This window comes from Flavobacterium sp. (genome assembly GCF_040402955.1).
In the GTDB taxonomy this organism is placed as follows: domain Bacteria; phylum Bacteroidota; class Bacteroidia; order Flavobacteriales; family Flavobacteriaceae; genus Flavobacterium.
The window spans coordinates 200,341-226,547 of sequence record NZ_JBBALQ010000003.1 but is presented as its reverse complement, the minus strand read 5'-3'; the positions used below and the strand labels follow the sequence as shown (position 1 = coordinate 226,547).

Here is a 26,207-nt window from a genome sequence, read left to right as displayed (position 1 = left end):
AACCCAGGACCCCTACATTAAAAGTGTAATGCTCTACCAGCTGAGCTACAGAGTCGTAGCAATGAAGTTGTAATTTTATATATTTTAGTGACCCCGCTGGGATTCGAACCCAGGACCCCTACATTAAAAGTGTAATGCTCTACCAGCTGAGCTACAGAGTCTAAAACTATTTCTTCATTGCGGGTGCAAATATATGATGATTTATTTATTTTGCAATATCTTTTTTATATTAATTTTATTATTTTTTTAATTTTATTTATAACCCCTTAATTAAGAAGTGTTTGTTACGATTTTGGTGTTATTTATAATCAAGATTTCATTAATTTATTATACTTTTATGCCATATAAAAATTTAAAAAATCATGAAAATAATTCTAGTTGGTTATATGGCTTCGGGAAAAACAATGATTGGAAAAATACTTTCTGAAGCATTGGAAGTGCCTTTTTATGATTTAGATTTTTTAATTGAACAAGAATTACACCTGAAAATAACTGAAATTTTTGAACAAAAAGGCGAACTTTTCTTCAGAAAAAAAGAAAGGAAAATTTTGGAATCATTTTTAAATAATACAGCTAGTTATGTTTTAGCTTTAGGCGGCGGCACGCCATGTTATTATGATAATTTCAATTTATACCAGAACCAGAATATAAAAAGTTTTTATTTGAAAGCATCTGTTACTTCCTTAACGGAACGTTTGAAATTCCAAAAAAGTACTCGACCAATATTAGCGAATTTAAATGGTGAAGCGCTAAATGAATTTGTAGCCAAACATTTATTTGAACGTAATTATTTTTACAACCAAGTTGAAACAATTATTACTGTTGACAATAAAAACGAAAAGGAAATTGTTTCAGAAATGCTTTCTAAATTAGCTTAAATACACATAAGAATTTTGTTCTTCAAAAACTACTTGTACGTGTTCCTGTAACGAAGTAGACAGTGATAATCCTTTAAAATCCGCTTTTACGGGGTATTTTTTATGATTTCTATCAATTAAAACCGCTGTTTTAAATTTATTTAAAGGTACGTTAAGGAAATGTTTAATAGCGTAAATTAAGGTTGCACCAGAATTTAATACATCATCTACTAAAACTAAGTTTTTATTAGCATAAGCTTCTTCTGGTAATGAGGTAGTAATCGTATCAGAAGGATTTTGCTTGTTGATATTTACTTCGCAAATAGTAATTTTAATATCACTAATAGTTTCTAATTGTTTGGCAATTTTTTGTGCAAATAAAAAACCACTATTTGAAATTCCAGCAATAATTAATTCAGAATCGCTAGCAAATGTTTCGTAAACTTGATACGCTATACGTTTTGTTTTGTGTTCTATTTCTTTGTGAGTTAAAATAATGTGTTGCATGGTTTATTTTTTTTCAAATGTAAAAAACAATTCTTTATTTGCACGTGGTTTTATGGAATTATATGCAAGATTTAATGTTTTTATCGAAAACGTATTAGAAAATAAATTTATATATTCCTCTACACTTCCACCAAAAGGCGGGCCTTCTTCAGTTAATGGAAAATTAAATAATAATCCAGAAACTTTTCCTTTTTCGGATAATAAATCATGCATTTTAGTAACATATTTTCGTCTTAAATTTGGCTGTAAAGCACAAAAGAAGGTTTGTTCTAGTATTAAATCATACCTGCCGTTATGATTAAAAAAATCATCGTGAATTAAATGCTTTTCTAATGTTTTATTTCTTCTGATTATAGCATCTAAAGGATGTTTTGCATAATCTATTACGAAGACATTTTGAAAACCATTTTCAATTAAATAATCCAATTCATACCCATTTCCAGCACCAGGAATTAAAATACGACTATTTTTATTTTTTAATTGGTCAATATATGTTTTTAATGGAGTTGAAATTTCACCAATATCCCAATTTGTAGTTACGGACTCATATCTTTCTTCCCAATATTCTTTATTTAATACCATATTTATTCGGTATAATCATCAATATCTCTTCTGTCTTTTTTAGTAGGCCTACCTTCGCCTTTAGCTCTGTAATGTTCTTTCGCAAGTTTTATTATTTCTAAATGTTCAAAGGTTTCTGGTGGTGTTTCATCTTTTCTGTATAAATCTACAATTTTTGCTGCAACTCTACTTGGCGGAATGCCTAAAACTTTAATAATATAGTTTATTTGGTCTCTTCTTAGCGTAATTTTGTCTAAAGGAAAGACATCTCTTGATGCTTTTGCTTTTATGTTATTTACAGAAACATGTCCTTTTTTTATGGCTTCAGCAGCCAAACCTCTTGTTTTAAAGTACCTGATGCACCATAAATATTTATCAATTCGCATAAAAATCAAAAATGAATGTTAATATTTGTACAAAAATAAATGAAAATCGTATCTTGCGACCACTTTTTTAAATTAAATTTTTACAAAATGAAATTATTATTAAGATTATCACTTTTATTACCTTTTATATTCATTATGGTAGGTTGTCCAGCTGATGATACCACAGAAACAATCCAGTCAAGACCTTATTTAGAGGTTTATAATGAAGATATTACTAAAATTGAGGATTTTATGGACTCGCATTACATTACTGTAGATGCTAATTATAATGTAACTTTTACAAAAATTTCTGCAACAACACCTGGAACCCCAATATTTGATGCATTAGATACTTCCGTAAGTCAAAATAATCCTGCGAAACCTTTAAAATTTAAAACTATTTCAAAAGAAGGTGTAAATCATAAATTATATTACTTAAAACTTAATGAAGGTCTAGGTTCAAACCCAACTAGATTAGATTCTGTTTTTACAGCTTATAAAGGATACAAAACGGATTTAAGTAGTTTTGATGCGGCTTCAAGTCCTACATGGTTTGAACTGCAAGATGTAATTCAAGGTTGGCAAGAAGTTTTCCCAGAATTTAAATCTTCTAATGGACAAACTATAAATACTGATGGAACAATTACTTATAATAATTTTGGTGCAGGTATAATGTTTGTTCCTTCTGGATTGGCGTATTACAGTCAAAGTCCAGGAACTATTGGTTCATATACACCAATTATTTTTACTTTTAAACTAATGAATGTAAGATACAAAGATCATGATGGGGATAAAATTTTATCTAAAGACGAATATGGCGGACCCGCATCAGGCACACCACTAGATACCGATGGTGACGGCAAACCAGATTATGCTGATTTTGATGATGATAATGATGGAAAACTTACTAAAAACGAACTTTTTGATGTTCTTCCGGCAATTCAAAAGACAAATGGATATTATAATTTTAATGATATACCTGATTGTAATGGAATACGACCAGCAATTACAAAAAGAAAACATTTAAGTAATTCTTGCCAATAATATTTTAATCCTGCTAAAAGCAGGATTTTTTATTTGTATTACTAATTTGAAACTTTATCTTTGTTAAAAATAGTAGTATGACAAATTTACAATTAATTATAGAAAACGCATGGGATAACCGCGAGTTATTACAAGAAGAAATTACACAAAACGCCATAAGAGAAGTGGTTAATTTATTAGACACTGGTTCACTTCGTGTAGCAGAACCTGTTGCTAATGGATGGCAAGTAAACGAATGGGTTAAAAAAGCGGTTGTAATGTATTTTCCAATTCAGAAAATGGAAACATTGGAAGCGGGTATTTTTGAATATCACGATAAAATTCCGTTAAAGCGAAATTATGCTAAACGAGGTATTCGTGTTGTGCCAAATGCAGTAGCTCGTCATGGGGCATATATTTCATCAGGTGTAATTTTAATGCCTTCTTATGTAAATATTGGTGCTTACGTAGATGAAGGCACAATGGTAGATACTTGGGCGACAGTTGGAAGCTGTGCACAAATTGGAAAGCATGTACATTTGAGTGGAGGAGTAGGCATTGGTGGCGTATTAGAACCTTTACAAGCAGCACCTGTAATTATTGAAGATGGTGCATTTATTGGTTCCCGTTGCATAGTTGTTGAAGGTGTGAGGGTAGAAAAAGAAGCGGTCTTAGGAGCAAATGTTTGTTTAACGGCTTCTACTAAAATTATCGATGTTACGGGATCTGAACCAATTGAATACAAAGGAGTTGTACCTGCAAGATCTGTTGTAATTCCTGGAACGTATACTAAAAAATTTCCTGCTGGAGATTTTCAAGTGCCTTGCGCTTTAATTATCGGACAACGAAAAGCTTCTACAGATTTAAAAACATCTTTAAACGATGCTTTACGCGAATATAACGTAGCGGTATAATGAAAATTTTAGTAATTCAGAAAAAAAGAATTGGAGATGTACTAACAAGTACTATCATTCTGGAAGCACTTAAAGAGCGTTTTCCAAATGCTGAATTACATTATTTAGTATACGAAAATAGTTACGCCGTTGTAAAGAACAACAAATTCATTGATAAAATAGTAGTTCTTGATGAAAAATCAAGAAAAGGAAAATTGGCTTTTCTTGCTTTTTTATTTAAAATAAGAAAAGAAAAATACGACATAGTTATTGATGCTTATGGCAAACCAAATAGCGTGATAGTAGCTTGGTTTTCAGGTGCTAAAAAAACAATTTCATTTGAAAAAGGGTATTCAAAATTACTTCTATCTGATGTAATTAATAGAAATGTTACTACAGAATCAAACGCATCCAAAGCCATCGAACACAGAATGGCTTTACTAAAACCATTTGGTATTGATTTTAATTTAATCGCTCCAAAAATATTTTTATCTGAAGAAGAAATCAATAGCGGTAAGCAAAAATTAGTTGAAGCAAAAATTGATATTTCTAAAAAGATACTTATGATTAGCGCTTTAGGCAGTCAGGATATTAAGAATTATCCATTGCAATATATGGCGGAAGTTTTAGATTATATTGTGGCTCAAAAAGAAGTGCAAATTTTGTTTAATTACTTACCGTGGCAAAAAAATCAGGCAATTGAAATATATAATTTATGTAATGAAACTACGAAAAATAAAATATTCATTGATTTTTTTCAAGACGATTTACGTGAATTTCTAACAATTTTATATCATTGCAAAGCCTTAATCGGCAATGAAGGAGGCGCTGCAAATATGGCAAAAGCATTAGAGATACCAACTTTTAGTATTTATTCTCCAGGTATAGAAAAGACAGATTGGAATTTGTTTGAAAACACTACCACAAACATTTCTGTTCATTATGATGATTACGCAAATGAATTGCCCAAAGAAGGCGATTTATTTAAAAAATACAGTAAATTTAAACCCAATTACTTTTACGACAAGTTACATGATTTTTTAAATTTTAATTGTAGTTAAATGAATATCGGATTTGAAGCAAAACGAGTTTTTCATAATAAAACGGGATTGGGTAATTATAGTCGAGATTTAGTTCGGATTTTAAGTAATTATTTTCCTGACAACAACTATTTTTTGTATAATCCTAAAAAGTTTAAAAAAACGCTTTTTGTATCAAATAATACCAATATATTCGAGAGAAATCCGATTTCTAAATTTAATCAAAAATTTAAAAATTATTGGCGACAAAATACGGTTGTTAAAGATTTAGTTAAGGATGAAATTATTTTATATCACGGGCTTTCAGGTGAATTGCCAGCTGGTTTAGCTAAAAATGGTATAAAATCTATTGTTACTATTCACGATTTAATTTTTGTGCGTTATCCTAAATTGTATTCTTTTTTTGATAGGAAAATTCATTTTTATAAGTTTAAAAAAGCAGCCAATAATGCCGATTTAATTATAGCAATTAGTGAACAAACCAAAAAAGATATTATTTCGTTTTTAAATATTGATGCGAGTAAAATAATAGTAGTTTATCAAGGATGTCAAGATGTCTTTAAAAAAGATTATTCAGAATTAGATAAGCAACTTGTTTCCAAAAAACACAATTTACCTCAAAAATTTGTTTTAAACGTGGGTACAATAGAAGAAAGAAAAAATGCGCTAACTATTGTAAAAGCAATTATAAACTTAGATATCGATTTAGTTTTGATTGGAAAGAAAACAGATTATACGGATAAAATCCATCAATATATTATTGAAAATAAATTAGAAAAACGAGTTCATTTTTTAAAGTGTTTATCTAGAACAGACTTAGCAATTATTTATCAATTAGCGACAGTTTTTGTTTATCCATCTCTATTTGAAGGGTTTGGTATTCCTATAATCGAAGCGTTATATTCAAAAACACCGGTGATAACATCAAAAGGCGGCGTTTTTCCAGAAGCAGCTGGGCCAAGTTCGTTATACATTTCTCCATTTGATGTGAAAGATTTATCTGATAAAATAGCACTTGTTTTACAAGATTCGTCACTTGCTTCAAAAATGAAAGAGGAGGGATGGCAGTTTGTGCAACAATTTAATGATGAAGAAATTGCAAGAAATATTATAAATTGTTATCAGAAAGTTCTTTCAACTTAGCATATTTAAGATAATTGCTAAATGCGGCAAACATGCTCCAGGTAAAACCTTCATACCCATTTAGAAAATTGCGTTGCAAAAAATAATATCTAATAAAATCAAACGGAAATTTTATAATTATTTTTAAAACACTACTTTTTTTCTTTTTTTCGTAAAGCAATTCTCCACCTAACAACGCATATTTAATTTGTTTTTGTATGGCGGTATTTATGTCAAATACTGTATAATGTAGCATTTCTTGTTCTAATTTTCCTATCGAACCTTTTATTTCAATGGTTTCGTGCACTATGTTTGGAGTGAATTTGCCGAAATTTTTATCAAACAATCTTAAAATTGGACGTTTAGTTTCGGCACCATTTTTAAAAACTTTATTTAAAAAAACATGCGTTCTTGGAATAGTATATGCCTTTACATTTTCTTGGTGATTTATGTTCTGTATTTCCGAAATTAATGCATCAGACAATACTTCATCAGCATCTAAAGATAAAACCCAATTATGAGTAGTTTGTTCCAATGCAAATTGTTTTTGCGATCCAAAATTTTCAAATTTATGTAAAATTACTTTTGCACCAAATGATTCACATATAGAAACTGTAGTATCAGTACTTCCAGAATCTACAACAATAATTTCATCAAATGTTTTTAATTTCTCTAAACATTTTGAAATGATATGTGCTTCGTTATACGTTATAATAAATATTGAAATTTTATGTTTCATTGTTCAAATATTTAGATAAACCATTTTGTATAGCAGTCACTTTTTTTTGCTTGTTAAATTGCCTTATGTAATTGTTTTTTAACCAATTATCTTTTGTGGCGTAATTTCTGTTATGGTTTAAATGTAAACAAATGGCGCTATATCTTATTTGTTTGCTTCTGATGTAATTATTAAATAAGCGTTCGCCAATTTCTCTATCTAATCCGCCATATTTCATATCTTCATTAAATCCATTAACAGCTATTAAATCTTCTTTGAAACAAGAAGTATTGTGTCCGTTAAATGTTTTTTTTGTAGGTGTTATCCAATTCATAAAATAGGCAAAAAACGAATTCTTTGTTAATTTTATTAATTTAAAATTCCATTTCAAACCATTTTCTAAAAGCCATTTAGACTGAAAACAACTTTGATTTTTAACGTCAATTTCGGAAATCGAATTAGAAACAAAATCATTTAATTTAAAGTAGCCACCAGATAAAAAACTTCCTTTTTTCATGTGTTTTAAATGGGTTGCAACAAAGTCATTACGTGGAATACAATCTCCATCTGAAAATAAAATATACTCGCAAGACGCTTTAATAATAGCTTTATTTAAAATTTTAGTTTTTTGAAATCCTTCATCTTTTTGCCAAACATGAATTACAGGATTTTTAAATTCGGATTGAAATTTTTCAATTAAATTTTTCGTTTCTTTTTTTGAGCCGTCATCGGCAATAATCAATTCAAAATCGGAATAGGATTGCATAGTGTAACCCCATAAAACTTTTTCTAACCAAGTTTCAGAATTGTATGTAGTTAGTATTATCGAAATTGTACTCAAAAAGATTATTTTAAATTTTTTAGAATTAAAAATTCTTTGAAAGTACCAAATATATATTTTTTTTCTTTCATGGCATGTATAAAACTACTTAATCTTTCCGTCATGGCTTCACCAGTGTTTTTACTAACATATTTAGGAAAATTATAGGCGGTTTTATTATCTAATGGAGTAAATTCCCATGGATGAAAATAGATATTTAAATATCCGTCATTTTTATATGTCCATTTTGCTAAAAATTTATAAATACTCAAAGGTAAATTATGAAAAGATAGCCAGAATAAAGGAAATCGAACTAAAGGGCTTACAGATGCTGGTATTTGCCAAACATTGTGTAATTTAAAATAGGTTCTGGGTTTGTCTAAATGATTATATCTTCCAGGTAAAAATGTTGGATTAATTGATGAATTATATAAATAGCCAGCATTTTCGATTTCTCGTTCATCTACAGGATACATTCTAGGCATTCTAAATCCAACAACTTCAGAATTTGAAAGTGCTTCTAAAGCATCTTTGGATTGTTTTAAATGTACCACTTCAAAATTACTATGATAATAGGTGTGTGATGCTAATTCATGCCCTTCATTTATAATTCGTTTTATTAAATGAGGTACTTTTTCAGCAAAAACTACCGTAGAAAAAAACGTAGCCTTAATTTGATGTTTTTGTAATAAATTTAAGATGATTTCCGTTCCATTTTCGGAAACGGCAATTTGATTTTCAATTGAAATATCTTTACCGTACTCAAAAGGCATGTCAAACTCTTCTATATCGAAACTAAGTAAAATCATTTGTAATTTGTACTGCTAATTAAATAATTTGGTCTTCCTTTAGATTGCATAAATAATTTACCAATGTAAACACCAATAATTCCTAATACAACTAAATTTAAACCTCCAAAGAAAACAACTGTTGTTATTACTGAAGCCCAACCAGAAATTACATGTCCATAATATATGCTATACAATACATATGAAATATAAAAGATAAATGCCATTACAGATAAACAGATACCCAAAATAATTGCCATTGAAAGTGGCTTCGTACTAAAAGAAGTAATCCCCTGAACCGCAAAACGCATCATTTTTCCTAGAGTGTATTTGCTTTTACCTGAATATCTTTCATTTGGTTCATAATGTATGGCAAATTGCTTAAAACCTACCCAATTAATAATACCTCTAATAAATAATTCATTTTCAGTAAAATCCGAAAAAACCTGAGCTACTTTTTTGTCTATTAACCTAAAATCGGCTGTTCCAGGTTCAAATTTAATCTCTGACAACTTATTCATTAAGCCGTAAAACAGATTAGATGTTTTGTTTTTTATGAAACCTAATTTTTTATCTTCTTCTCTAATGGTGTACACTACCTCAAAACCTTCTTCCCATTTTTCAATAAGTTTTGGAATTATATTTGGAGGATGTTGCATATCGCCATCCATTGAAATAATTGCGTCTGCATCATTTTTTACTAAATCTATACCCGCTTTAAGGGCATTTTGATGTCCGAAATTTCTAGATAATTCTAAATAAAAAACATGCTGATGTTCCTTTGATTTTTCTTTCAAAATAGCAACGGTTTTATCACTTGAGCCATCATCCACAAAAATAAATTTAAAAGTATAATTTATATTTTTAATGGTTTCGTTTAACGCATGTATTAAAACATCAATATTTGTTGCTTCATTATATGAAGGTATCACTATGGCAATGGATTTAATCATAAGCAATGGATGAATTTGATTCTTTTTTTAATGTCAGCAATTCGTAAATAATTTGAAACCAAATTAACACACAAGGTAACGCTTTTAAACTATAAGGTCTTACATACGTTTCTTTAATAAACTTCGGAAATAAATCTGAAGGTGAAAAACTGGTTAACAACATAGCAAATATAAACAAAAACCAGGTCCATTTTGTTTTTTCTTCTTGTATTACAAACCAAATGGCAACACCTGCAAATGCAATAATATAAGTCGGACTTTCAGATCCTGAACTAAAAATAACGGTGAAAATCAATACAGATGACAATAATAATAATTGAAATTTTTTGTTCGAAAACATATTAAATCTTAAATAAGGTAATCCGAAAAGTACTAATCCAGGAATTAAAAACAGCAAGTTTGAAAGATTGGGCATATTTAATATTTTCTTGACCATTCCCATAATTGAAATATCTTGCATAGAATCAAAGGAAGTATTTTCATTGTTTTTTTCCACCAATCGAGCAAACCATTCCGAATAACTATTTATAATAAATTCTGGAGAAGAAATAGCCATTGGTAACACAAAAAATACAATTGACCAAAAAGCCAATGAACTTATAAATTTTATTTTATTTTTTGAAAAAAAGAAAAAAGCCAAGCCAACGATGCCATATAATTTTATGAATGTACCTAGAATAATTAGACAAGCGGACCAAAAATCTTTTTCTTTCTCAATTAAAACATAAGACAAAATAATAATACTAGTCATTATAGGATTGAATTGTTGTCCTAAAATAGCCGTTAAAAACTCATGAGCACAAATCCATAAAATTAAGTTAATTTTAGAGCTTTCTAGATTTATCTGACGAATGGCATAAACTAGAAATAAAGCATTAAACACACACCATAAAACCGTACCTAAAAAATCTGGCATCAAAGCAAAAGGAGCAATAAATAGGCTGAAAATAGGGCCGTAATGGTTGTGATCAAAATATAAATTTGGATAAGTTGCATATAATGATTTTTGTTCTATGGTATTATAAAAAACATTTTTAAAGATAAGATAATTGTTGATTTTGTTTATGAAATATTGTTTTACCGAAGTAATTAATGCCAATAAAATCCAAATAGTAACTATAAATTTTTGATTATTAAAAAGTTTGTTTATCATAGTCCTAATTTTTGTTTCATATTTCTTTTTTTAGCGGTACCTTTAAAAAAAGCATCCGTGTAATGCCACATTAATTTAAATACTTCTTCTTCTGGTTTTTTATATAATTTAGCATATTCAGTACTGATTATCTGAACCATATACTCTGAGGGTGTTAATTTACAAAGGTTTTTCATTCGTAACTTAAAATCCATTTCTTTATGAAATCGCATTCTATTTAAATCGATAAGAAAAAAATCAAAAGTACCGGATTCATTTTTTTTAATCAAAGTGTTTCCAGGAGAATGATCTTTAAATTCAATACCCGCTTCATGTAGTTGAAAACAAAAATGGGCAAGCTCTTTTAAAATAGCATCGGTATCAGGGCTATTTACAACAAACAAATCTTTAAAAACATAATCGGCATACAGGTGTTCGCAAACATAATAACTGTCTAAAAGTCGGAAAAAGTTTTTGTTTTCATAAAACCCAATTGGATTAGGAGTTCCAATGTTTTTTTGTTTTAAAATCGTAGCAAATTCATAAGATCTTCTGGCTTTTGATTTTCTAAAATATCTATAAATTATTCCATTAATAAATATCGGAATTTTAAACGATTTTATATTTAAAACAATAGAATTATAAGGAAATGTTTTAATAATATTCCTTTTTCCTGCAACTAATAAATCGCCTTCGGTTTCAAAATTTTTAATTAAGCTTACTATCGATTTATCCATTGGTTTAATTTGATTTAGCAAATTTAATTGAAATCTTTTAAAAAAACAATATCTTTGTTTTTTTTAAAATGTATGTATGTCGCATAAAATTGCCGTAATTAGTTTTGATCATTGGAATTATGATGCCCATATTGTTATCGCTTTACAAAAAAAAGGAATAGAAAGTTTTCATATAAAAATTGGGGATTTCAAATATAAAAACATTTGGGAACGTATTTTAAATAGTTTATCTAAAATATTTTTAGGTAAAAACCCCAAACTTAAAAAACGCCAAGATTATATTCTTAAACAACTTGAAAAAAGCGGCTTTCAAAATCAAATTTTAGTAATTAATCCAGAATTAATTGATTTAGAATATCATCTAGAAATTAAAAAACATACTGATAAATACATTGCTTATTTGTACGATAGTGTTTCGAGATGTCCAGTAAAGCATCTTTTAGAGGGTGTTTTTGATGAAATATTTTCATTTGATAAAGCGGATATTTTAACTTATGGATTTTCAGAAACTACTAATTATATTTATTTTGATACACCTGAAAAAGCGGCCATACAAAAGCAAAATTTTGTGTATATAGGTTCAATAGATAATAGATTGAAATTTTTGAACAATTTTGCTGAACACTTAAAAAAGCAACAGCAATCTTTTATTTTTTATGCCATCGGAAAAAAAGCATTCATCAATAAATTGAAGCAATTATTTTTAGGAAAAAACAAGAATATAATTTTCCAAAAGAAAAGATTTACTCAAAATGAAACCTTAAAAATGTATGATGAAAGTGAAATTATTGTCGATTTAGTTCGGGATAATCAATCGGGTTTAAGTTTCCGAATTTTTGAAGCTTTAGGTTTACAAAAAAATGTAATAACTAATAATAAGTCAATAATTTTTTACGATATTTATGATTCTGGAAAAATTATTTATTTAGATGATTTGCACAAACTTAATGAAGTAACATTTAATAAAGAGAATTTTTCAAATGCTATTATAAAAAAATATAGTTTAAATAATTTTATTAAAAATATTTTTCAATTATGATTAAACAAACAATTCTGGTAATGATGACTTCCGATGTTAAAATTTGCAATTCGGTAAAAGATAATTTGGAATTTTTAAACTATAAAGTTGTTTTAGTTGTTAATGATGATTTTAAATACAAAAACTTTAAAGACAAATTAGTAAATTTTTATAAAAAAGTATTTAAAAATGATAAAAGTTTTAAAAGGCAATTGACAAGAAATTATGAAGAAAATAAAAACTTAATTTTTTTAAAACAACAAAAAACAATTTTTGATTATACGTTAGTCATAAGACCAGATAAATTCAGCTTAAAAGTACTTGAAGAAGCTAAAACAAAATCAAGAAAAATGGTTGCTTATCAATGGGATGGTATGTCAAGATTCCCCGAAGTTATAGAAACTGTTGATTTTTTTGATGAATTTTACGTTTTTGATAAAAACGATATCGAAAGCAATTCAAAAAAATTGTCTTACACTACAAATTTTTATTTTGATTGTTACAACAATTTATTTAAAAATGAGATTAAATATGATGTCTATTTTATTGGTTCTTACGACAGTAGAACGCAAGATTTGATTCGTATGTGTTCGGAGTTAGAAAGTATGGGATTGAAAATTAATGTATTGTTAGCCACTTCACCAAAAAAGCATTTGAAAAAATATAAATTCATTACCTATCTGAAGAAATCATTAACCTATTATGATAATTTAGAAATTTTGTCTCAATCAAAAATAATTATCGATTTAGCTCATAAAGATCTGCATACGGGCTTGTCTTTTAGAGCATTCGAGTCTCTAGGATATAACAAAAAAATGATTACTACAAATAAAATTATTAAATCTATGGATTTTTATAATCCACAAAATATTTTTGTTTATGATGATGATAGAGCCGATTTAATTGAATTTGTAAAATCAGAATATATTTCTATTCCGGAAACGATTAAATTGAAATATAGTTTCTCAAATTGGTTTAATTATATGTTTAAAATTGAACCTTTTATTAACATAAATAATTAATAAATTAATTTTATTTAAAATCGATTAACGTTTAATAAGAGTTAAAAAAATGAAAGTATCTGTTGCACTTTGCACTTATAATGGTGAAAAATATATTGTAGAACAATTAGATTCAATATTAAATCAAACAAAACCAGTTGATGAAATTGTTATTTGTGATGATATTTCAACCGATGGAACTCACGATATTATTTACCAGTATTGTAGTAAATTTCCAAATATTATTAAGTTTCATATTAATGATGTAAATTTGAAAAGTGTAAAAAATTTTGAAAAAGCCATTTCATTGTGTACTGGTGATGTAATTTTTCTTTCCGACCAAGATGATATTTGGTTACCAGAAAAAGTTGCAGATATCGTTCATCATTTTGAGTTAAATCCTCAAACAAGTGTGGTGGCAACTAATGGTAATTGTATAGATGAAAACTCTGAATTAATAGAAGATTTTCTTGTTTGGGATGTTCCTCAATTATTTATTGACAAAAAAATACATCTTGATTATTATTATTTAATTTCTTGTTTTTTTAATATTGCCACAGGTGCAACGATGGCTATAAGAAGTAAATTCATAAACGAATGTGTACCTTTTCCGTTAATTCCAAATTTTCATCATGATGAATGGATTGCAAGGGTTGCTTGTTCTAAAGGACAATTTTCATTCTTGCCAAAGAAATATATTTATTACAGGCTTCATGATGCTCAACAAGTTGGTGGGATTATATATGAATCAGATGAGGAAAGTAAAATTGAACTATTAAATTTATTAGATTTAACTAATTATGAAATAACTTTTTTTGAATTTAAAAGAAGAATAAAAAGATTATGTACGGGTTACAATAATAATAAAAAATTAGCTCAATTTGATGTAAGTAGCGACGTTTTTAACAATACATTATCTAAAATTTGTAACTTAGTTGAAAACTACAAATTAAATATGAAGAAAAAATATCCGATATCGGCATTTTTTCTAAATTACACAGATAAAATTTTAAACAAAAGACAATTAAACTAAAAATAAACTTAAAAATCACAAATCATGTTAAAAAAGTTAGCAAAACTTAGATTATTAAAAAATCATTTTTCTCTAAAAGACGCTTTATCTCTTTACTTCGGATTAAAAAATAATAAAGAAGAAATTAATCTTTCTAATTTAGGAAGAAAAATATATTTACGAAAAGATACTAAAGATACAGAAACATTTGAAGAAATATTTTTATCAAGTTTATATAATACTACTTTGCCAATTGTTCCTAAAACAATTGTAGATGCGGGAGCAAATGTTGGTTTAGCGTCATTGTTTTTTAGAATGAAATATCCAAAAGCAAGTATTGTTGCCATTGAAATTGAAGATAATAATATTTTAGCAATACAAAAAAACACGGCAAATTTTACTAATTTCGAAATTAAACACAATGCTCTTTTTAACAAAAAGGCTTTCTTTAAAATTACCGATCACTACAATGCTACAAATAGTTTTCAAATAGTAGAAACAACCAATCCAGAAGAGGCAAATAGTACCTCAATTACTTTAGATGAAATAATGACTTCCAAAAATTGGGAAACAATTGATGTTTTAAAAATTGATATTGAAGGTGCAGAAAAACAATTATTTGAAAGTAATTATGAAAATTGGTTGCCAAAAACTAAAATAATTATGGTTGAAACTCATGACAGAATGATACCAAAATGTTCGTATACAGTAATGAAAACCATTAATGATTATAATTTTATTTTATATACCACAACTGAGGGAACTTTGATTTATTATAATCTAGATTTTATTAAAATTCCATAATGGTATCAATCAACACCGAAATTCACAACGCCTACGAAGTCATTAAAAATGGTGGAATTATATTATATCCAACAGATACCGTTTGGGGAATTGGTTGTGATGCCACTAATGAAGATGCTGTAAAAAAAATCTATACGTTGAAACAAAGAGAAGAAAGCAAAAGTATGATTTGTTTAATGAATGGCGAAAAAATGATGTACCATGTTTTTGCGAAAATTCCAGAAGTAGCTTGGGAAATTTTGGACCATTCTGAACGTCCAACGACTTTAATTTTGGATCAACCAAAAAATGTAGCTAAAAATATAATCGCAGAAGATAACACTTTAGGAATCAGATTAGTAAAAGAACCATTTTGCTTTAAATTAATGGAACGTATGAAAAGACCATTGGTTTCCACCTCTGCAAATATTTCTGGAAACGCCACACCGATGAATTTCAAAGAAATTTCACCAGAAATTATAAAAGGAGTCGACTATGTTGTAAATTTGCATCACGATAAAGTTTGCAAAAAACCATCGGCAATTATCAAATTATCACTAAATAGTCAGGTAAAGGTGATTCGCAAATAAAATGTGCCAATATTTTGATTTGTCAATTAGCTAATAATTTTGTTTGCTATGATATTGGCACATTGGCTAATTGTCAAATTGACTAATTAACAAATGAATTACAAACAACATTTAGAAAATAAAATATTCAAAATCATATCACAAGCAGCACTAGAACTAAACTTGGAATGCTATGTGATTGGTGGTTTTGTACGCGATATTTTATTGAATAGAAATCATAAAAAAGACATCGATATTGTTGCTGTTGGAAGCGGTATTGAATTAGCTTTAAAAGTGTCAGAATTACTTCCAAACCAACCTAAAGTTCAAGTTTTTAAAAACTACGGAACTGCTATGTTACGTTATAAGGAAATGGATATTGAGTTTGTAGGCGCAAGGAAAGAATCATATAAACATGATAGCAGAAATCCTTTAGTTGAAAATGGAACTTTGAAAGATGACCAAGAGCGCAGGGATTTTACCATTAATGCGATGGCTTTTTCTCTAAATTCTGTTGATTTTGGAGACTTAGTGGATCCATTTAATGGGGTTGCCGATTTAGAAAACAAACTATTAAAAACGCCTTTGAATCCAGATATTACTTTTTCTGACGATCCTTTACGAATGATGCGCGCCATTAGATTTGCGACCCAATTAAATTTTGAAATTGAAAGCGAATCGTTAACTTCAATTGCAAAAAATAAAGAGAGAATCAATATTATTTCTGGTGAACGAATTGTAGATGAATTAAACAAAATTTTGTCATCAGAAAAACCATCTATCGGTTTTTTACATTTGTATCAAAGCGGTTTATTAGATTTAATTTTACCTGAATTGACCGCTTTAAACAATGTCGAAGAAGTAGAAGGGCATACACATAAAAATAATTTTTACCACACGTTAGAAGTTGTAGATAATATTTGCCCAAATACGGATGATGTTTGGTTACGCTGGGCGGCATTATTGCACGATATCGGGAAAGCACCCACTAAAAAATTCAACAAAAAGCAAGGTTGGACGTTTCATGGACATGAATTTTTAGGTGGAAAAATGGCAAAAAAAATCTTCGAAAGACTTCATATGCCTTTAAATCAGAAAATGAAGTTTGTGCAAAAAATGGTTATGATGAGTTCAAGACCAATAGTAATAGCTGAAGATATTGTTACCGATTCAGCTGTTCGTCGTTTGGTTTTTGATGCAGGAGAAGATATAGAAAATTTAATGATTCTTTGCGAAGCGGACATCACTACCAAAAACAGTAAAAAATTTCAAAAATATCACAATAATTTTAAAATTGTACGTCAAAAAATAGTTGAAGTAGAGGAGAAGGACAGAGTTCGTGTGTTTCAGCCACCAATTTCTGGAGAGGAAATTATGAAACTATTTGGATTAAAACCAGGTCGTGAAATTGGAGTTTTAAAAGAAGCCGTAAAAGAGGCCATTTTAGAGGGTGAAATTCAGAATGAATACGAAGCTGCAAAAGAATTTGTTCTAAAGCGTGCTGAAAAAATGGGATTAAAAAAAGTATAATTAATACATAATAATCTAAAAACTGCATTATTAACCAATGAAAAAATATTTTCTTACAACAGCAAAAACAGCATTAGTTTTAGTTTATTTAGTAATTCTTGCTGGAGCCTTGGTACGAATGACTGGCTCAGGAATGGGTTGTCCAGATTGGCCAAAGTGTTTTGGATATTACATTCCGCCAACAGAACAAAAAGAACTTGAATTTACACCTAATAAAGTATACGATAAAGGTCAAGTGATTATTAAAGACGAAGGATTACTTGTAGCAAAATCAGATTTCACGGCTGCTGCTTCTTTTTCAGAAACTAATTGGGAAGCTTATACCAAACACGATTATGCTATTTTTAATACAGCACATACTTGGATAGAATACATCAATAGATTGCTTGGTGCTTTGGCTGGAATTGCCTGCTTTGTAACATTTATTTTCGCTTTTGGTTATTGGAAAGAAAACAAAAAAATAGTTGTCTATTCTTTTTTGGTTTGTGTTTTGATGGGTTTTCAAGCTTGGTTAGGAAAAACGGTGGTTGATTCGGTATTAAGTCCCGTTAAAATTACTACTCACATGTTAACTGCCTTTTTAATTGTGGCTTTACAGTTGTATGTTATTTATGTGGTTTCAGCTAAAAATAGCATTAGAAAATATGACAAAAAGTTTAGTATAACGCTTATTATTGTATTGCTTCTTACGATTGTTCAAGTGGTTTTAGGAACTTATGTTCGTGAGTTTATTGATACAATAGAGAAATCGGGAGTTCCAAAATCATTTTGGTTGTTACAACCCGAAATCACATTCTACTTTCACCGCAGTTTTTCAATTGTCGTCTTTTTGGTAAATTTATTTTTACTACTTAGAAATAGAAATCTTCAATTGGGTTTCGAAAAAGTAAATTGGGTGGTTCGGATTTTAATTTTCGAAATTATTTCTGGAGTGATTATGGTGTATGTCGATTTCCCTTTCGGAAGTCAAACCTTACATTTGGTTTTGGCGACATTCTTATTTAGTGTTCAATTTTATTTACTTTTAGAAAACAATAAAATAACAAAAAATTAATATTACTTTTGCAATCCGACTATATTGTCACAGTTCTTTAGATTTGATGAATGTCTAAACTAGCAACTCAAGATAAATTTTTTGATTTATCAGATTACGGAAGATCTTTTGGTACGTTTTTGGCCAATTCTTTAAAAAATACTCGTTTTACACCCATTCATGTTACCTTATTATTCGGACTTTCTGGATTAATTGCAATTTATTGTATGTTAAACCAATATTATATAGCAGCAGCATTTTTCATCATTTTAAAATCAGGAATTGATGCCGCTGATGGAGAATTAGCCCGTTTGAAAAACACACCATCCTATTCTGGAAGATATTTAGATAGTGTTTTTGATATTATCTTAAATTTTATGTTTTTCATGACAATTTGTTACATGTCAAATAGTACAATTTGGTATGCATCACTTGCCTTTATTTGTATTCAATTACAAGGCACCTTATACAATTATTATTACGTGATTTTAAGAAATAAATCGGTTGGAGGCGATACAACCAGTAAAATATTTGAGTACAAAACGCCAAAAGCGTTACCAGGTGAATCGCAAAAATCGGTAACTATTTTATTTGGAATTTATACTGTTGTTTATGGTCTTTTTGATAAAATCATTCATTTATTAGACCCAAATGCGTATAAAATCAAAACGTTTCCCAATTGGTTTATGACTTTAGTTTCTCTATACGGATTGGGATTTCAATTGCTTATTATTGCAATATTATTAACGTTTAACGGTATTGAATTCATTGTACCTTTTTTTATTTTATATTCAGTATTCATACTTGTTTTGATTGGCATCAGAAAAACAGTTATTCATTAGCCAATCCACTCTTTAAAATCGCTAACGCGTTCTCTGGATACAATTACTTCATCATTTTTGAAAGTGGGTAAAATAATTTTTAATCTTGAATTAGAATATATTAGAATTTCTTTAACAGCTTTCAACGGAACAATGAATTTTCGGCTTACGCGATAAAAATCTTTTGGATTAATTTCGGCTTCTACAACTTCTAAAGTGGAATCAATTAAATAATTTCGATTGTCTAATGTATGAATATAAGTGCCTTTATTTTCACTATAAAAACATTCTATTTCGTCAACGGAAATCACTTTTAATTGTTGACCAATTTTCACCGAAAAACGCAATTTGTATTCCTTTTCCAAAGGATTAATTAGCATACGTTTTATCGCATCAAAATCTAAATTAGAAATGGTGTTTTTTTGAAATTGATTTTTGAATTTTAAAATCGCAACTGATAGTTCTTCTTCGTCAATTGGTTTTAATAAATAATCAATACTGTTTAGTTTAAAGGCACGCAACGCATATTCGTCATAAGCAGTAGTAAAAATAACCGCACTTTTAATGTCAATTTGTTCAAATAGTTCAAACGATAAGCCATCAGACAATTGAATGTCGAGAAAAATCAAATCAGGATGCGAATTATTTTGAAACCAAGCAATTGATTCTTCCACAGAATGAAGCATTTTAGTTACTTTTAGTCCAAGTTTTTCCACTTTACGTTGCAATAATCTGGCCGCTGGTTTTTCGTCTTCGATGATGATGATGTTCAGCCCTCTAACCCCCAAAGGGGGAATATTTTCGTTTTTCATAATTTATAAATTTTCAAATTGGCACATTTTCAAATTGACACATTATATTATTCCCACTTATTCGCTTTTTCCTTTTCCATTAATTCTTTAATTTTACGCTCTTCCCAATCTTTTCCTAAAATAATATAAGGTAAAAATGTTGACAAACCATGCGCCAATAAACCAATTCCCCAAAAGAAAGCGGTCATAAAATTCTTAAACTGAAAATAACTTTCACCTTCATTTAAGTTTTGAATATTTAAGATAACTAACATAATATTAATTACCAAATATACCAATGCGTGTGTATAAAATCCTTTTAATTTTTTTACTCGTTTTACCGCTTCCTCATAGCGAATTTGTTCTGAAGTTATATTTTCCATAATTTTTTACTGAATTTGATATTGTTACTGATATTGTTATTGAATTTGTTATTGAAATTGTTATTGAAATTGTTATTGAAATTGTTATTGAAATTGATATTGAAATTGTTATTGATATTGAATTTTTTATTCCCAATTATTATTTTTTCCTCTATTTACAAATTCTTGAATTTTTCGTTCTTCCCATGATTTTCCATATCCGAAAACGCCAAACGCGTGGAATGAAACACCTAATCCCCAACCTAACATCGGGAACCAAAACCATTGAAATCCCCAAAATGTATTGTAATTAATTATTGCCAATGTTGGTATTACGACGCAATAAGCAGTCAAATTTCCGTAAAAGCCTTTCAATTCTTCTACACGTTTTTTGGCTCTTGCGTAAGCAGCATTTTCTGAAAATAGGGTGTTGGTTTCAATAACTGAAATTTGTTTGGTTAATATGGGTAGGCTTATTTTAAATTCATTTTCATTTACTTCTACTAAAACTTTTCTATTGGTTAGAATTCTGTATCGATTTACAATGTTTTCTAATCCAACACCTTTTCTGCCTGATAACACCTCTTTCTTTTGTAAATTATTTGATACTACTAACGCATCATTTTCGATGCTAATTTTTATATGAAGCGGTTTGTTTTCACTTACAACATTATGTTTGATGCAATTTTCAAGTAATAATTGTAAGGATAATGGCACAACTTTTGTTTCGTCATTCTCAATGTTTTCAGGAATTTCAAATGTGATGCTGTTTTCAAATCGCATTAAAAGTAAATTCATATAGGTTTTGGCAAAAGTTAATTCTTCGGTTACCGAAACCAATTCTTTGTCTTTTTGCTCTAAAACATAGCGATATACTTTTGATAATGAAGTAGTAAATTTTTGCGCTGCAATTGAATTTTCCTCAATTAATGAACTCAACACATTTAAACTATTAAACAAAAAATGCGGATCAATTTGATTTTTTAGGCTTTCAAACTGTGCTGAGGCTGTTCCAGCAATGATTTTTTGTTCTTTTAACTTGTTTTCTTGATACGCTTTATAAAAGTATATTAGATGAAATACAATTGATACAATTATAGTGATAAGTAGGCTAAATAGATATTGTGCTTTATTTTCTTTCTCCAAAAAATACTTGTAAGAATTTCCTTCAATTAGTACTTTTATACAAAAACGAATGAAAAATATGCCTAAAATGGTAATAAAAACACTTCCAATAAACCCAATTAGGATTCTATATTTTTTTAAAAATATCAACTTATCCCAATTCAATTTTTTATTTAAAAAATAGAAATAAGTCGAATTGATGATTGATAAAACTACACCATAAATAACATAGTAGGAAAATTCTCTAACTAAATTTGCATTTAATTTTACAATTCTACCTAAAAAATATTGAGTACCAATTATCACTAAAAATATTACTAATGACACTACTAATCCTTTTAAAATAGCTTGAAATAAATAGGAGATTGTTTTCATTTTAGTAAATTATTTACATTTTTTTAATTCAACTGTTGCTCTATCTAAACCCCAACTTGGGTGCAAAGCGGTTTCTGGTTTAAAAGTAGCAAAAAGTTCGATTGCTTTTTCAATTTGGGCACACATTGGTTTTGAATCTTGTCCAAAATATTGTGCCATGCCAATTTCAAACGAAGCTTTTTGAAACACAACTCTAGGATTTTCAGGTGCAATTTTGTACGCTTTATTTAAAATATACATTACATCACCCGATAATTTTTGTCCGTTTGTCATAGGATCATAAACAATATTAGCAGTATGAATCATGGCTTGAATAACTAAAATTTCTGGATTTTCTAGAGCTAAACTATTACAAACATCTTGTGCTTTTTGTGCAGATTCAATCAATAACAACATTTTTGTTTTGTCTTGTTCACTAAAAGCTCGAGTAGTATTTATTAGTGCAATATAATAATTTGGCAACCAATTTGTTTTTTCAACCGAAGCAATTTGTTCAAATTGAGTAACTGCTTCTGCTGGTTTTCCTTGTTTCCATGTTTGTAAAGCTCTGTTCATTTCTTTTTCAAAAGTAGTTTGAGCTGTTAATAATCCACAAATTAAAATTGTGATAAATGTGATGATTTTTGTCATGATAAATTTTATTTAATGTTTACATTGTTTATTTTGATGAAGCAAAGTTGCAACATAGATTGTATTTGTAAAATTATATCTAACCCAACTGTAATTTTTTATGGATGAATTGTAAGTTTGATACTTTTTAAAACAAAAAAAGACTGCAATTAGCAGTCTTTTTAAAGTAATGTATAAAGAATTAAATACTATTCAACTTTTTTAGTTTGTCTTTCCAAGTTTGTAATTCCTCTTTATTTTTTTCAATATTTTTTTGTACTTCTTTCAAAAATGGATTTTCTCCTTTTTTGTTGTTACTAAAAAAGCCAATATTGTTTTCTAATTGGTTGATTTCATTATTCAATTCGTCAATTTTTCTTCTCATAAAAATTTGTTCGTTGGCAATCGCTCTTTGGTCGTTTCCTTCCGAAAGTTGATCTAAACGGTTGCTAAATTTCATCATTTCAAAATCTTTTTTAGATAAGCTCAGTTTTTCAAATAAAGCATCTAAAATTTTGTTGAATTTTCCTTCAATATGACGACGATTTTGAGGTACTTTACCAAATTCTTTCCATGCAGCAATATGAGCTTTAATAGCATCTAAATCTGTTTTATGATCACCAACAAGTTCAAATGCACGAACGATTTCTAAGTATTCTTTTTTCTTTTCAAACGCTTCAACTTCTACGCCGATTTCTTCTTTTCTTGACTCGTGTAATCTATCAAAATAAGCATTACAAGTTTTTTTGAATGTATCCCAAATTTCATCAGAAAGTTTTCTTGGTACATGACCAATTTTTTTCCATTCTTCTTGAATTTGCTTCATTATTGGAGTAGTAGCATCAAAATCTTCGGTATCGATATTCGCTTTTGCTTTCTCAATTAAGGCTAATTTTAATTCTAAATTACGATGTTGTTCATTTTTAATATCTTTATAAAATGAATTTTTCGTAGCATTAAAAGCACGAACGGCATTTTTAAAATTACTCCAAGTAACATCAGTAGCTTCTGCTGGCACACGTCCCGCTTTAAAGAATGTATCGCGTAACGCTTCTAATTTTACAATTTGATTTTGCCACTCACCATGATTAGTAACTTTTTCAGTACTTAATACATTTACTTCAGCAATAATTTCATTTTTACGAGTTAAATTTTCTTGCTCTTTTTCTTTAAATTGTCCTGCTAATGCCTCGCGTTTATCATGAAGAATTTTTGTTATTTCGCTAAATTCTTGCCAAATTTTTTCTCTATTTTCTTTGTCAACAGGTCCAATTTCTTCTTTCCAAACGCGATGTAATAATTGAAGTTCTCTGAAAGCTTTAGTTAAGTCTGGTTCTTCAACTAAAAGTTTTGCTTTTTCAATAATTTCTAACTTCTGCTCTAAATTATTCTTAAAATCAGCATCTCTAATTTCTCTATCTAAATGAACAATTTCGTAAAATCTATCTACATGAAAATGAAAATTATTCCAAACTAAATTGTACTTGTCTTTTGGTATGGCTCCAGAGTTTTTCCAACGTTCTCTAATGTCGTTGAATTTTTTAAACATTTCAGAAATATTAGAATCAGTACTAGCAATTAATGCTTTTAATTCTTCTATTAAGGCTGTTTTCTCTGTAAAATTATTTTTTAATTGATTTTCAATATTTTTAAAATTTGTATTTCTTTTGTTACGAAAAGTATCTAACAATTGATCAAATTTTACTTTTATTGGTGAATGATATTCAAATTCTGTAGACGTTTCATTTTCAGCAAAAAAGGCAACTCTTTTTTCTTCAATTAATTGCTGAAATTGATTTAAAAACGCTTTTTTTACATCTTCAATTTGATTTTTGAAAACTAAGGCTTTTTCATGACCTACAAAATTAGCCAATTCGTCAACTAATTCTTCTAAAGAAAGACGTTCGTAATCTTTTACTTCAATCTCCAAATCAGAATCAATAGAACCATCTTCGCTAGATTCAGCTAAACTGTTGTCTATTTCTTCTTGTGCAGAAACGATTGTTTCTTCTTCTGATTTTTCCGAAATCGATTCATTCTCAGTTACTTCCAAAACTTGACTTTCTAATTCAGTTTCTTCTGAAATAGTTGCGTGGTTTTCAATTGAAGTTGCTTCTTCTTGTCCATCTGCTTGTTGCAGGCTATCATTCAATTCTTCTAACATGTTATAATGCTTAAGTTAAGGCTTCGAAGATACCAAAAGAGGGGGAAAGTACAAAGAAATTGTCCTAAAATATCAAATTAAATGTTATTTGTTCCAGATTAACCAAGCTTTTTCTGCCTGATTAAGTAACATTTCATAACCATTTTTTGTAATTGCACCAGATTTTTTAGCTTTTTTTAAGAAAGTACTTTCTTCTGGGTTATACACCAAATCAAAAGCAATATGTTTAGATGTAAATAAGGAATAATCTAATTTTGGTGATTCAGAAATATTTGGAAATGTTCCAAGTGGTGTGGTGTTTATAATTATTTGATATTCATTAAATATAGCTGCATTTATTTCCTTGTATCCAATTTCATATTCCGAAGCATTTCGAGATGCAAAATCAAATTCGATATTTAGTTTTTTTAAAGCAAAAGCTACCGCTTTACTAGCGCCCCCGGTTCCTAAAATTAATGCTTTTTTGTGATGACTTTTTAATAAAGGTTTAATTGACTTTTTAAAACCATAAAAATCGGTATTATACCCTTTAAGTTTTTTGTTTTTTGAAATAGAAATACAATTTACAGCGCCTATTTTTTTTGCATTTTTTGAAATTTTATCTAAAAAAGGAATGATACTTTCTTTATATGGAATGGTTACATTTAATCCAACTAATCCTTTTGTCTTATCAATAATTTCTGTAATTTCTTTTATATTTTCTATGTCATAATTTTCATATTCGCAGTTGTGAAAATGGTTATTTATAAATTTTTCGGAAAAGTATTTTTTTGAAAATGAATAACTTATGTTTTTACCGATAAGCCCAAACTTGCGCTGTTTTTTTTGTGATTTATAATTCATTTCTGTTACGTTTTATTAAATTTAGATTTAAAAATTTTAATAAAAATTGGTAAAACAGAAATAAGAACTATTCCTAAAACTAGTTTTTCAAAATTGGATTTTACCACCTCAAATTGCCCTAAAAAATAGCCTAAAAGGGTTATTCCAGCTACCCAAAGTACGGCACCCAAAATACAATTTAAAATGTAATTTTTATATTTCATGCTTCCTGCTCCAGCCACAAATGGTGCAATAGTTCTTACAATAGGCACAAAACGAGCCATTATTACTGCTTTTCCACCATTTTTTTCAAAGAAAACCTCTGTTTTTTCAATATATTCTCTTTTAAGAAATAGAATTTTCTTTTTCTCTTTTATTAATTCTCCAAATTTATGACCTACAAAATAGTTTAAATTGTCACCAAGTAACGCAGCTAAAATTAACAATGGAATAATAATCACCAGACTTAATTTTCCGGTAGTTGCAGCAATGACACCAATAGCAAAAAGCATTGAATCTCCTGGCAGTAGTGGCATTATTACAAAACCAGTTTCAACAAAAACAACTAGAAATAAAATAAAATAAATTAGAGTATTGTATTGGTCTATTAATTGTGTAATTACGGTTAAAGGATCTTTTAAGAAGTGCAATAAAAAGTCGATAATTTCCATGAATT

Annotated in this window: 29 protein-coding genes and 1 tRNA gene; 13 read left to right on the top strand and 17 right to left on the bottom strand. The window is 28.6% G+C overall.

What is annotated here, in order from left to right:
- Positions 1-88: 88 nt before the first annotated feature.
- Positions 89-161: transfer RNA gene (locus ABWP78_RS03300), tRNA-Lys, on the bottom strand.
- A 201-nt stretch (positions 162-362) separates the two neighbouring features.
- Here ABWP78_RS03300 and ABWP78_RS03295 point away from each other — a divergent pair.
- Positions 363-878 (top strand): shikimate kinase, encoded by a 516-nt coding sequence (locus ABWP78_RS03295; RefSeq protein WP_353169013.1) that lies wholly within the window; start codon positions 363-365, stop codon positions 876-878.
- Here the strand turns inward: ABWP78_RS03295 and ABWP78_RS03290 are convergent.
- From ABWP78_RS03290 to ABWP78_RS03280, 3 genes are read right to left on the bottom strand one after another with little or no spacing between them, the layout of a single operon-like run.
- The gene (locus ABWP78_RS03290; RefSeq protein WP_353169011.1) at positions 870-1,364 is read right to left on the bottom strand and encodes a phosphoribosyltransferase family protein; all 495 of its coding nucleotides are present in this window, start codon (positions 1,362-1,364) and stop codon (positions 870-872) included. The two genes, ABWP78_RS03295 and ABWP78_RS03290, sit on opposite strands and share 9 nt — an antisense overlap.
- A 3-nt stretch (positions 1,365-1,367) precedes the next feature.
- Complete coding sequence (locus tag ABWP78_RS03285) at positions 1,368-1,946, bottom strand: class I SAM-dependent methyltransferase (protein ID WP_353169008.1); 579 nt, start codon at positions 1,944-1,946, stop codon at positions 1,368-1,370.
- Positions 1,947-1,948: 2 nt separating this feature from the next.
- On the bottom strand, positions 1,949-2,311 hold the full coding sequence (locus ABWP78_RS03280) for an RNA-binding S4 domain-containing protein (RefSeq protein ID WP_353169006.1): 363 nt from the start codon (positions 2,309-2,311) through the stop codon (positions 1,949-1,951).
- Positions 2,312-2,398: 87 nt separating this feature from the next.
- Between ABWP78_RS03280 and ABWP78_RS03275 the strand changes: the two genes are divergently transcribed.
- The 4 genes from ABWP78_RS03275 to ABWP78_RS03260 all read left to right on the top strand — a co-directional run bounded on the left by ABWP78_RS03275 (position 2,399) and on the right by ABWP78_RS03260 (position 6,389).
- Positions 2,399-3,334: an FKBP-type peptidyl-prolyl cis-trans isomerase gene (locus ABWP78_RS03275; RefSeq protein WP_353169004.1), complete on the top strand. Its 936-nt coding sequence runs from the start codon at positions 2,399-2,401 to the stop codon at positions 3,332-3,334.
- 77 nt (positions 3,335-3,411) lie between these two features.
- Positions 3,412-4,227, top strand: a complete 816-nt coding sequence (locus ABWP78_RS03270) for a 2,3,4,5-tetrahydropyridine-2,6-dicarboxylate N-succinyltransferase (RefSeq protein ID WP_353169002.1) — start codon at positions 3,412-3,414, stop codon at positions 4,225-4,227.
- Positions 4,227-5,267 (top strand): glycosyltransferase family 9 protein, encoded by a 1,041-nt coding sequence (locus ABWP78_RS03265; RefSeq protein WP_353169000.1) that lies wholly within the window; start codon positions 4,227-4,229, stop codon positions 5,265-5,267. Before ABWP78_RS03270 ends, ABWP78_RS03265 begins: the two co-directional genes overlap by 1 nt.
- Complete coding sequence (locus tag ABWP78_RS03260; protein ID WP_353168997.1) at positions 5,268-6,389, top strand: glycosyltransferase family 4 protein; 1,122 nt, start codon at positions 5,268-5,270, stop codon at positions 6,387-6,389.
- On the opposite strand, the gene ABWP78_RS03255 is transcribed toward ABWP78_RS03260, so the two are convergent.
- The 6 genes from ABWP78_RS03255 to ABWP78_RS03230 are packed head-to-tail and all read right to left on the bottom strand — an operon-like array spanning position 6,355 to position 11,516.
- A complete protein-coding gene (locus ABWP78_RS03255; RefSeq protein WP_353168995.1) occupies positions 6,355-7,107 on the bottom strand; it encodes a glycosyltransferase family 2 protein in 753 nt (250 codons plus the stop codon). The genes ABWP78_RS03260 and ABWP78_RS03255 overlap by 35 nt on opposite strands.
- The gene (locus tag ABWP78_RS03250) at positions 7,097-7,927 is read right to left on the bottom strand and encodes a glycosyltransferase family 2 protein (RefSeq protein ID WP_353168993.1); all 831 of its coding nucleotides are present in this window, start codon (positions 7,925-7,927) and stop codon (positions 7,097-7,099) included. Before ABWP78_RS03250 ends, ABWP78_RS03255 begins: the two co-directional genes overlap by 11 nt.
- Before the next feature lie 5 nt (positions 7,928-7,932).
- On the bottom strand, positions 7,933-8,715 hold the full coding sequence (locus tag ABWP78_RS03245) for a polysaccharide deacetylase family protein (protein WP_353168991.1): 783 nt from the start codon (positions 8,713-8,715) through the stop codon (positions 7,933-7,935).
- The gene (locus ABWP78_RS03240; protein ID WP_353168990.1) at positions 8,712-9,647 is read right to left on the bottom strand and encodes a glycosyltransferase family 2 protein; all 936 of its coding nucleotides are present in this window, start codon (positions 9,645-9,647) and stop codon (positions 8,712-8,714) included. The genes ABWP78_RS03245 and ABWP78_RS03240 overlap by 4 nt, the downstream gene beginning before the upstream one ends.
- On the bottom strand, positions 9,640-10,800 hold the full coding sequence (locus ABWP78_RS03235; protein ID WP_353168988.1) for a glycosyltransferase family 87 protein: 1,161 nt from the start codon (positions 10,798-10,800) through the stop codon (positions 9,640-9,642). Before ABWP78_RS03235 ends, ABWP78_RS03240 begins: the two co-directional genes overlap by 8 nt.
- The gene (locus ABWP78_RS03230; protein ID WP_353168985.1) at positions 10,797-11,516 is read right to left on the bottom strand and encodes a lipopolysaccharide kinase InaA family protein; all 720 of its coding nucleotides are present in this window, start codon (positions 11,514-11,516) and stop codon (positions 10,797-10,799) included. The genes ABWP78_RS03235 and ABWP78_RS03230 overlap by 4 nt, the downstream gene beginning before the upstream one ends.
- Positions 11,517-11,592: 76 nt before the next feature.
- Between ABWP78_RS03230 and ABWP78_RS03225 the strand changes: the two genes are divergently transcribed.
- The 8 genes from ABWP78_RS03225 to ABWP78_RS03190 all read left to right on the top strand — a co-directional run bounded on the left by ABWP78_RS03225 (position 11,593) and on the right by ABWP78_RS03190 (position 19,304).
- A complete protein-coding gene (locus tag ABWP78_RS03225) occupies positions 11,593-12,555 on the top strand; it encodes a WaaS/CpsH family glycosyltransferase (protein WP_353168983.1) in 963 nt (320 codons plus the stop codon).
- On the top strand, positions 12,552-13,556 hold the full coding sequence (locus tag ABWP78_RS03220; protein ID WP_353168981.1) for a WaaS/CpsH family glycosyltransferase: 1,005 nt from the start codon (positions 12,552-12,554) through the stop codon (positions 13,554-13,556). Before ABWP78_RS03225 ends, ABWP78_RS03220 begins: the two co-directional genes overlap by 4 nt.
- Positions 13,557-13,605: 49 nt before the next feature.
- On the top strand, positions 13,606-14,568 hold the full coding sequence (locus tag ABWP78_RS03215; RefSeq protein WP_353168979.1) for a glycosyltransferase family 2 protein: 963 nt from the start codon (positions 13,606-13,608) through the stop codon (positions 14,566-14,568).
- Positions 14,569-14,592: 24 nt separating this feature from the next.
- Positions 14,593-15,351, top strand: a complete 759-nt coding sequence (locus tag ABWP78_RS03210) for an FkbM family methyltransferase (protein ID WP_353168978.1) — start codon at positions 14,593-14,595, stop codon at positions 15,349-15,351.
- Positions 15,351-15,920 carry an L-threonylcarbamoyladenylate synthase gene (locus ABWP78_RS03205; RefSeq protein WP_353168975.1) on the top strand — a complete coding sequence of 190 codons (570 nt, stop codon included), beginning with the start codon at positions 15,351-15,353 and terminating at the stop codon, positions 15,918-15,920. Before ABWP78_RS03210 ends, ABWP78_RS03205 begins: the two co-directional genes overlap by 1 nt.
- Before the next feature lie 93 nt (positions 15,921-16,013).
- Positions 16,014-17,429: a CCA tRNA nucleotidyltransferase gene (locus ABWP78_RS03200; protein ID WP_353168972.1), complete on the top strand. Its 1,416-nt coding sequence runs from the start codon at positions 16,014-16,016 to the stop codon at positions 17,427-17,429.
- A 37-nt stretch (positions 17,430-17,466) separates the two neighbouring features.
- Positions 17,467-18,483, top strand: coding sequence for a COX15/CtaA family protein (locus tag ABWP78_RS03195; protein WP_353168969.1), 1,017 nt, complete (start codon positions 17,467-17,469; stop codon positions 18,481-18,483).
- A gap of 50 nt (positions 18,484-18,533) precedes the next feature.
- The gene (locus tag ABWP78_RS03190) at positions 18,534-19,304 is read left to right on the top strand and encodes a CDP-alcohol phosphatidyltransferase family protein (protein WP_353168968.1); all 771 of its coding nucleotides are present in this window, start codon (positions 18,534-18,536) and stop codon (positions 19,302-19,304) included.
- Here the strand turns inward: ABWP78_RS03190 and ABWP78_RS03185 are convergent.
- The 7 genes from ABWP78_RS03185 to ABWP78_RS03155 form a co-directional block, all read right to left on the bottom strand.
- The gene (locus tag ABWP78_RS03185) at positions 19,301-20,056 is read right to left on the bottom strand and encodes a LytR/AlgR family response regulator transcription factor (RefSeq protein ID WP_353169026.1); all 756 of its coding nucleotides are present in this window, start codon (positions 20,054-20,056) and stop codon (positions 19,301-19,303) included. The genes ABWP78_RS03190 and ABWP78_RS03185 overlap by 4 nt on opposite strands.
- 86 nt (positions 20,057-20,142) lie before the next feature.
- Positions 20,143-20,457, bottom strand: coding sequence for a 2TM domain-containing protein (locus ABWP78_RS03180; protein ID WP_353168965.1), 315 nt, complete (start codon positions 20,455-20,457; stop codon positions 20,143-20,145).
- A 126-nt stretch (positions 20,458-20,583) separates the two neighbouring features.
- A complete protein-coding gene (locus tag ABWP78_RS03175) occupies positions 20,584-21,936 on the bottom strand; it encodes a 2TM domain-containing protein (protein WP_353168963.1) in 1,353 nt (450 codons plus the stop codon).
- Positions 21,937-21,945: 9 nt separating this feature from the next.
- Positions 21,946-22,566, bottom strand: coding sequence for a hypothetical protein (locus ABWP78_RS03170; RefSeq protein WP_353168962.1), 621 nt, complete (start codon positions 22,564-22,566; stop codon positions 21,946-21,948).
- Between the two features lie 181 nt (positions 22,567-22,747).
- A complete protein-coding gene (locus tag ABWP78_RS03165) occupies positions 22,748-24,709 on the bottom strand; it encodes a DUF349 domain-containing protein (protein ID WP_353168960.1) in 1,962 nt (653 codons plus the stop codon).
- 84 nt (positions 24,710-24,793) lie between these two features.
- Complete coding sequence (locus ABWP78_RS03160; RefSeq protein WP_353168957.1) at positions 24,794-25,552, bottom strand: shikimate dehydrogenase family protein; 759 nt, start codon at positions 25,550-25,552, stop codon at positions 24,794-24,796.
- 5 nt (positions 25,553-25,557) lie between these two features.
- A complete protein-coding gene (locus ABWP78_RS03155) occupies positions 25,558-26,202 on the bottom strand; it encodes a VTT domain-containing protein (RefSeq protein ID WP_353168956.1) in 645 nt (214 codons plus the stop codon).
- Positions 26,203-26,207: the final 5 nt, after the last annotated feature.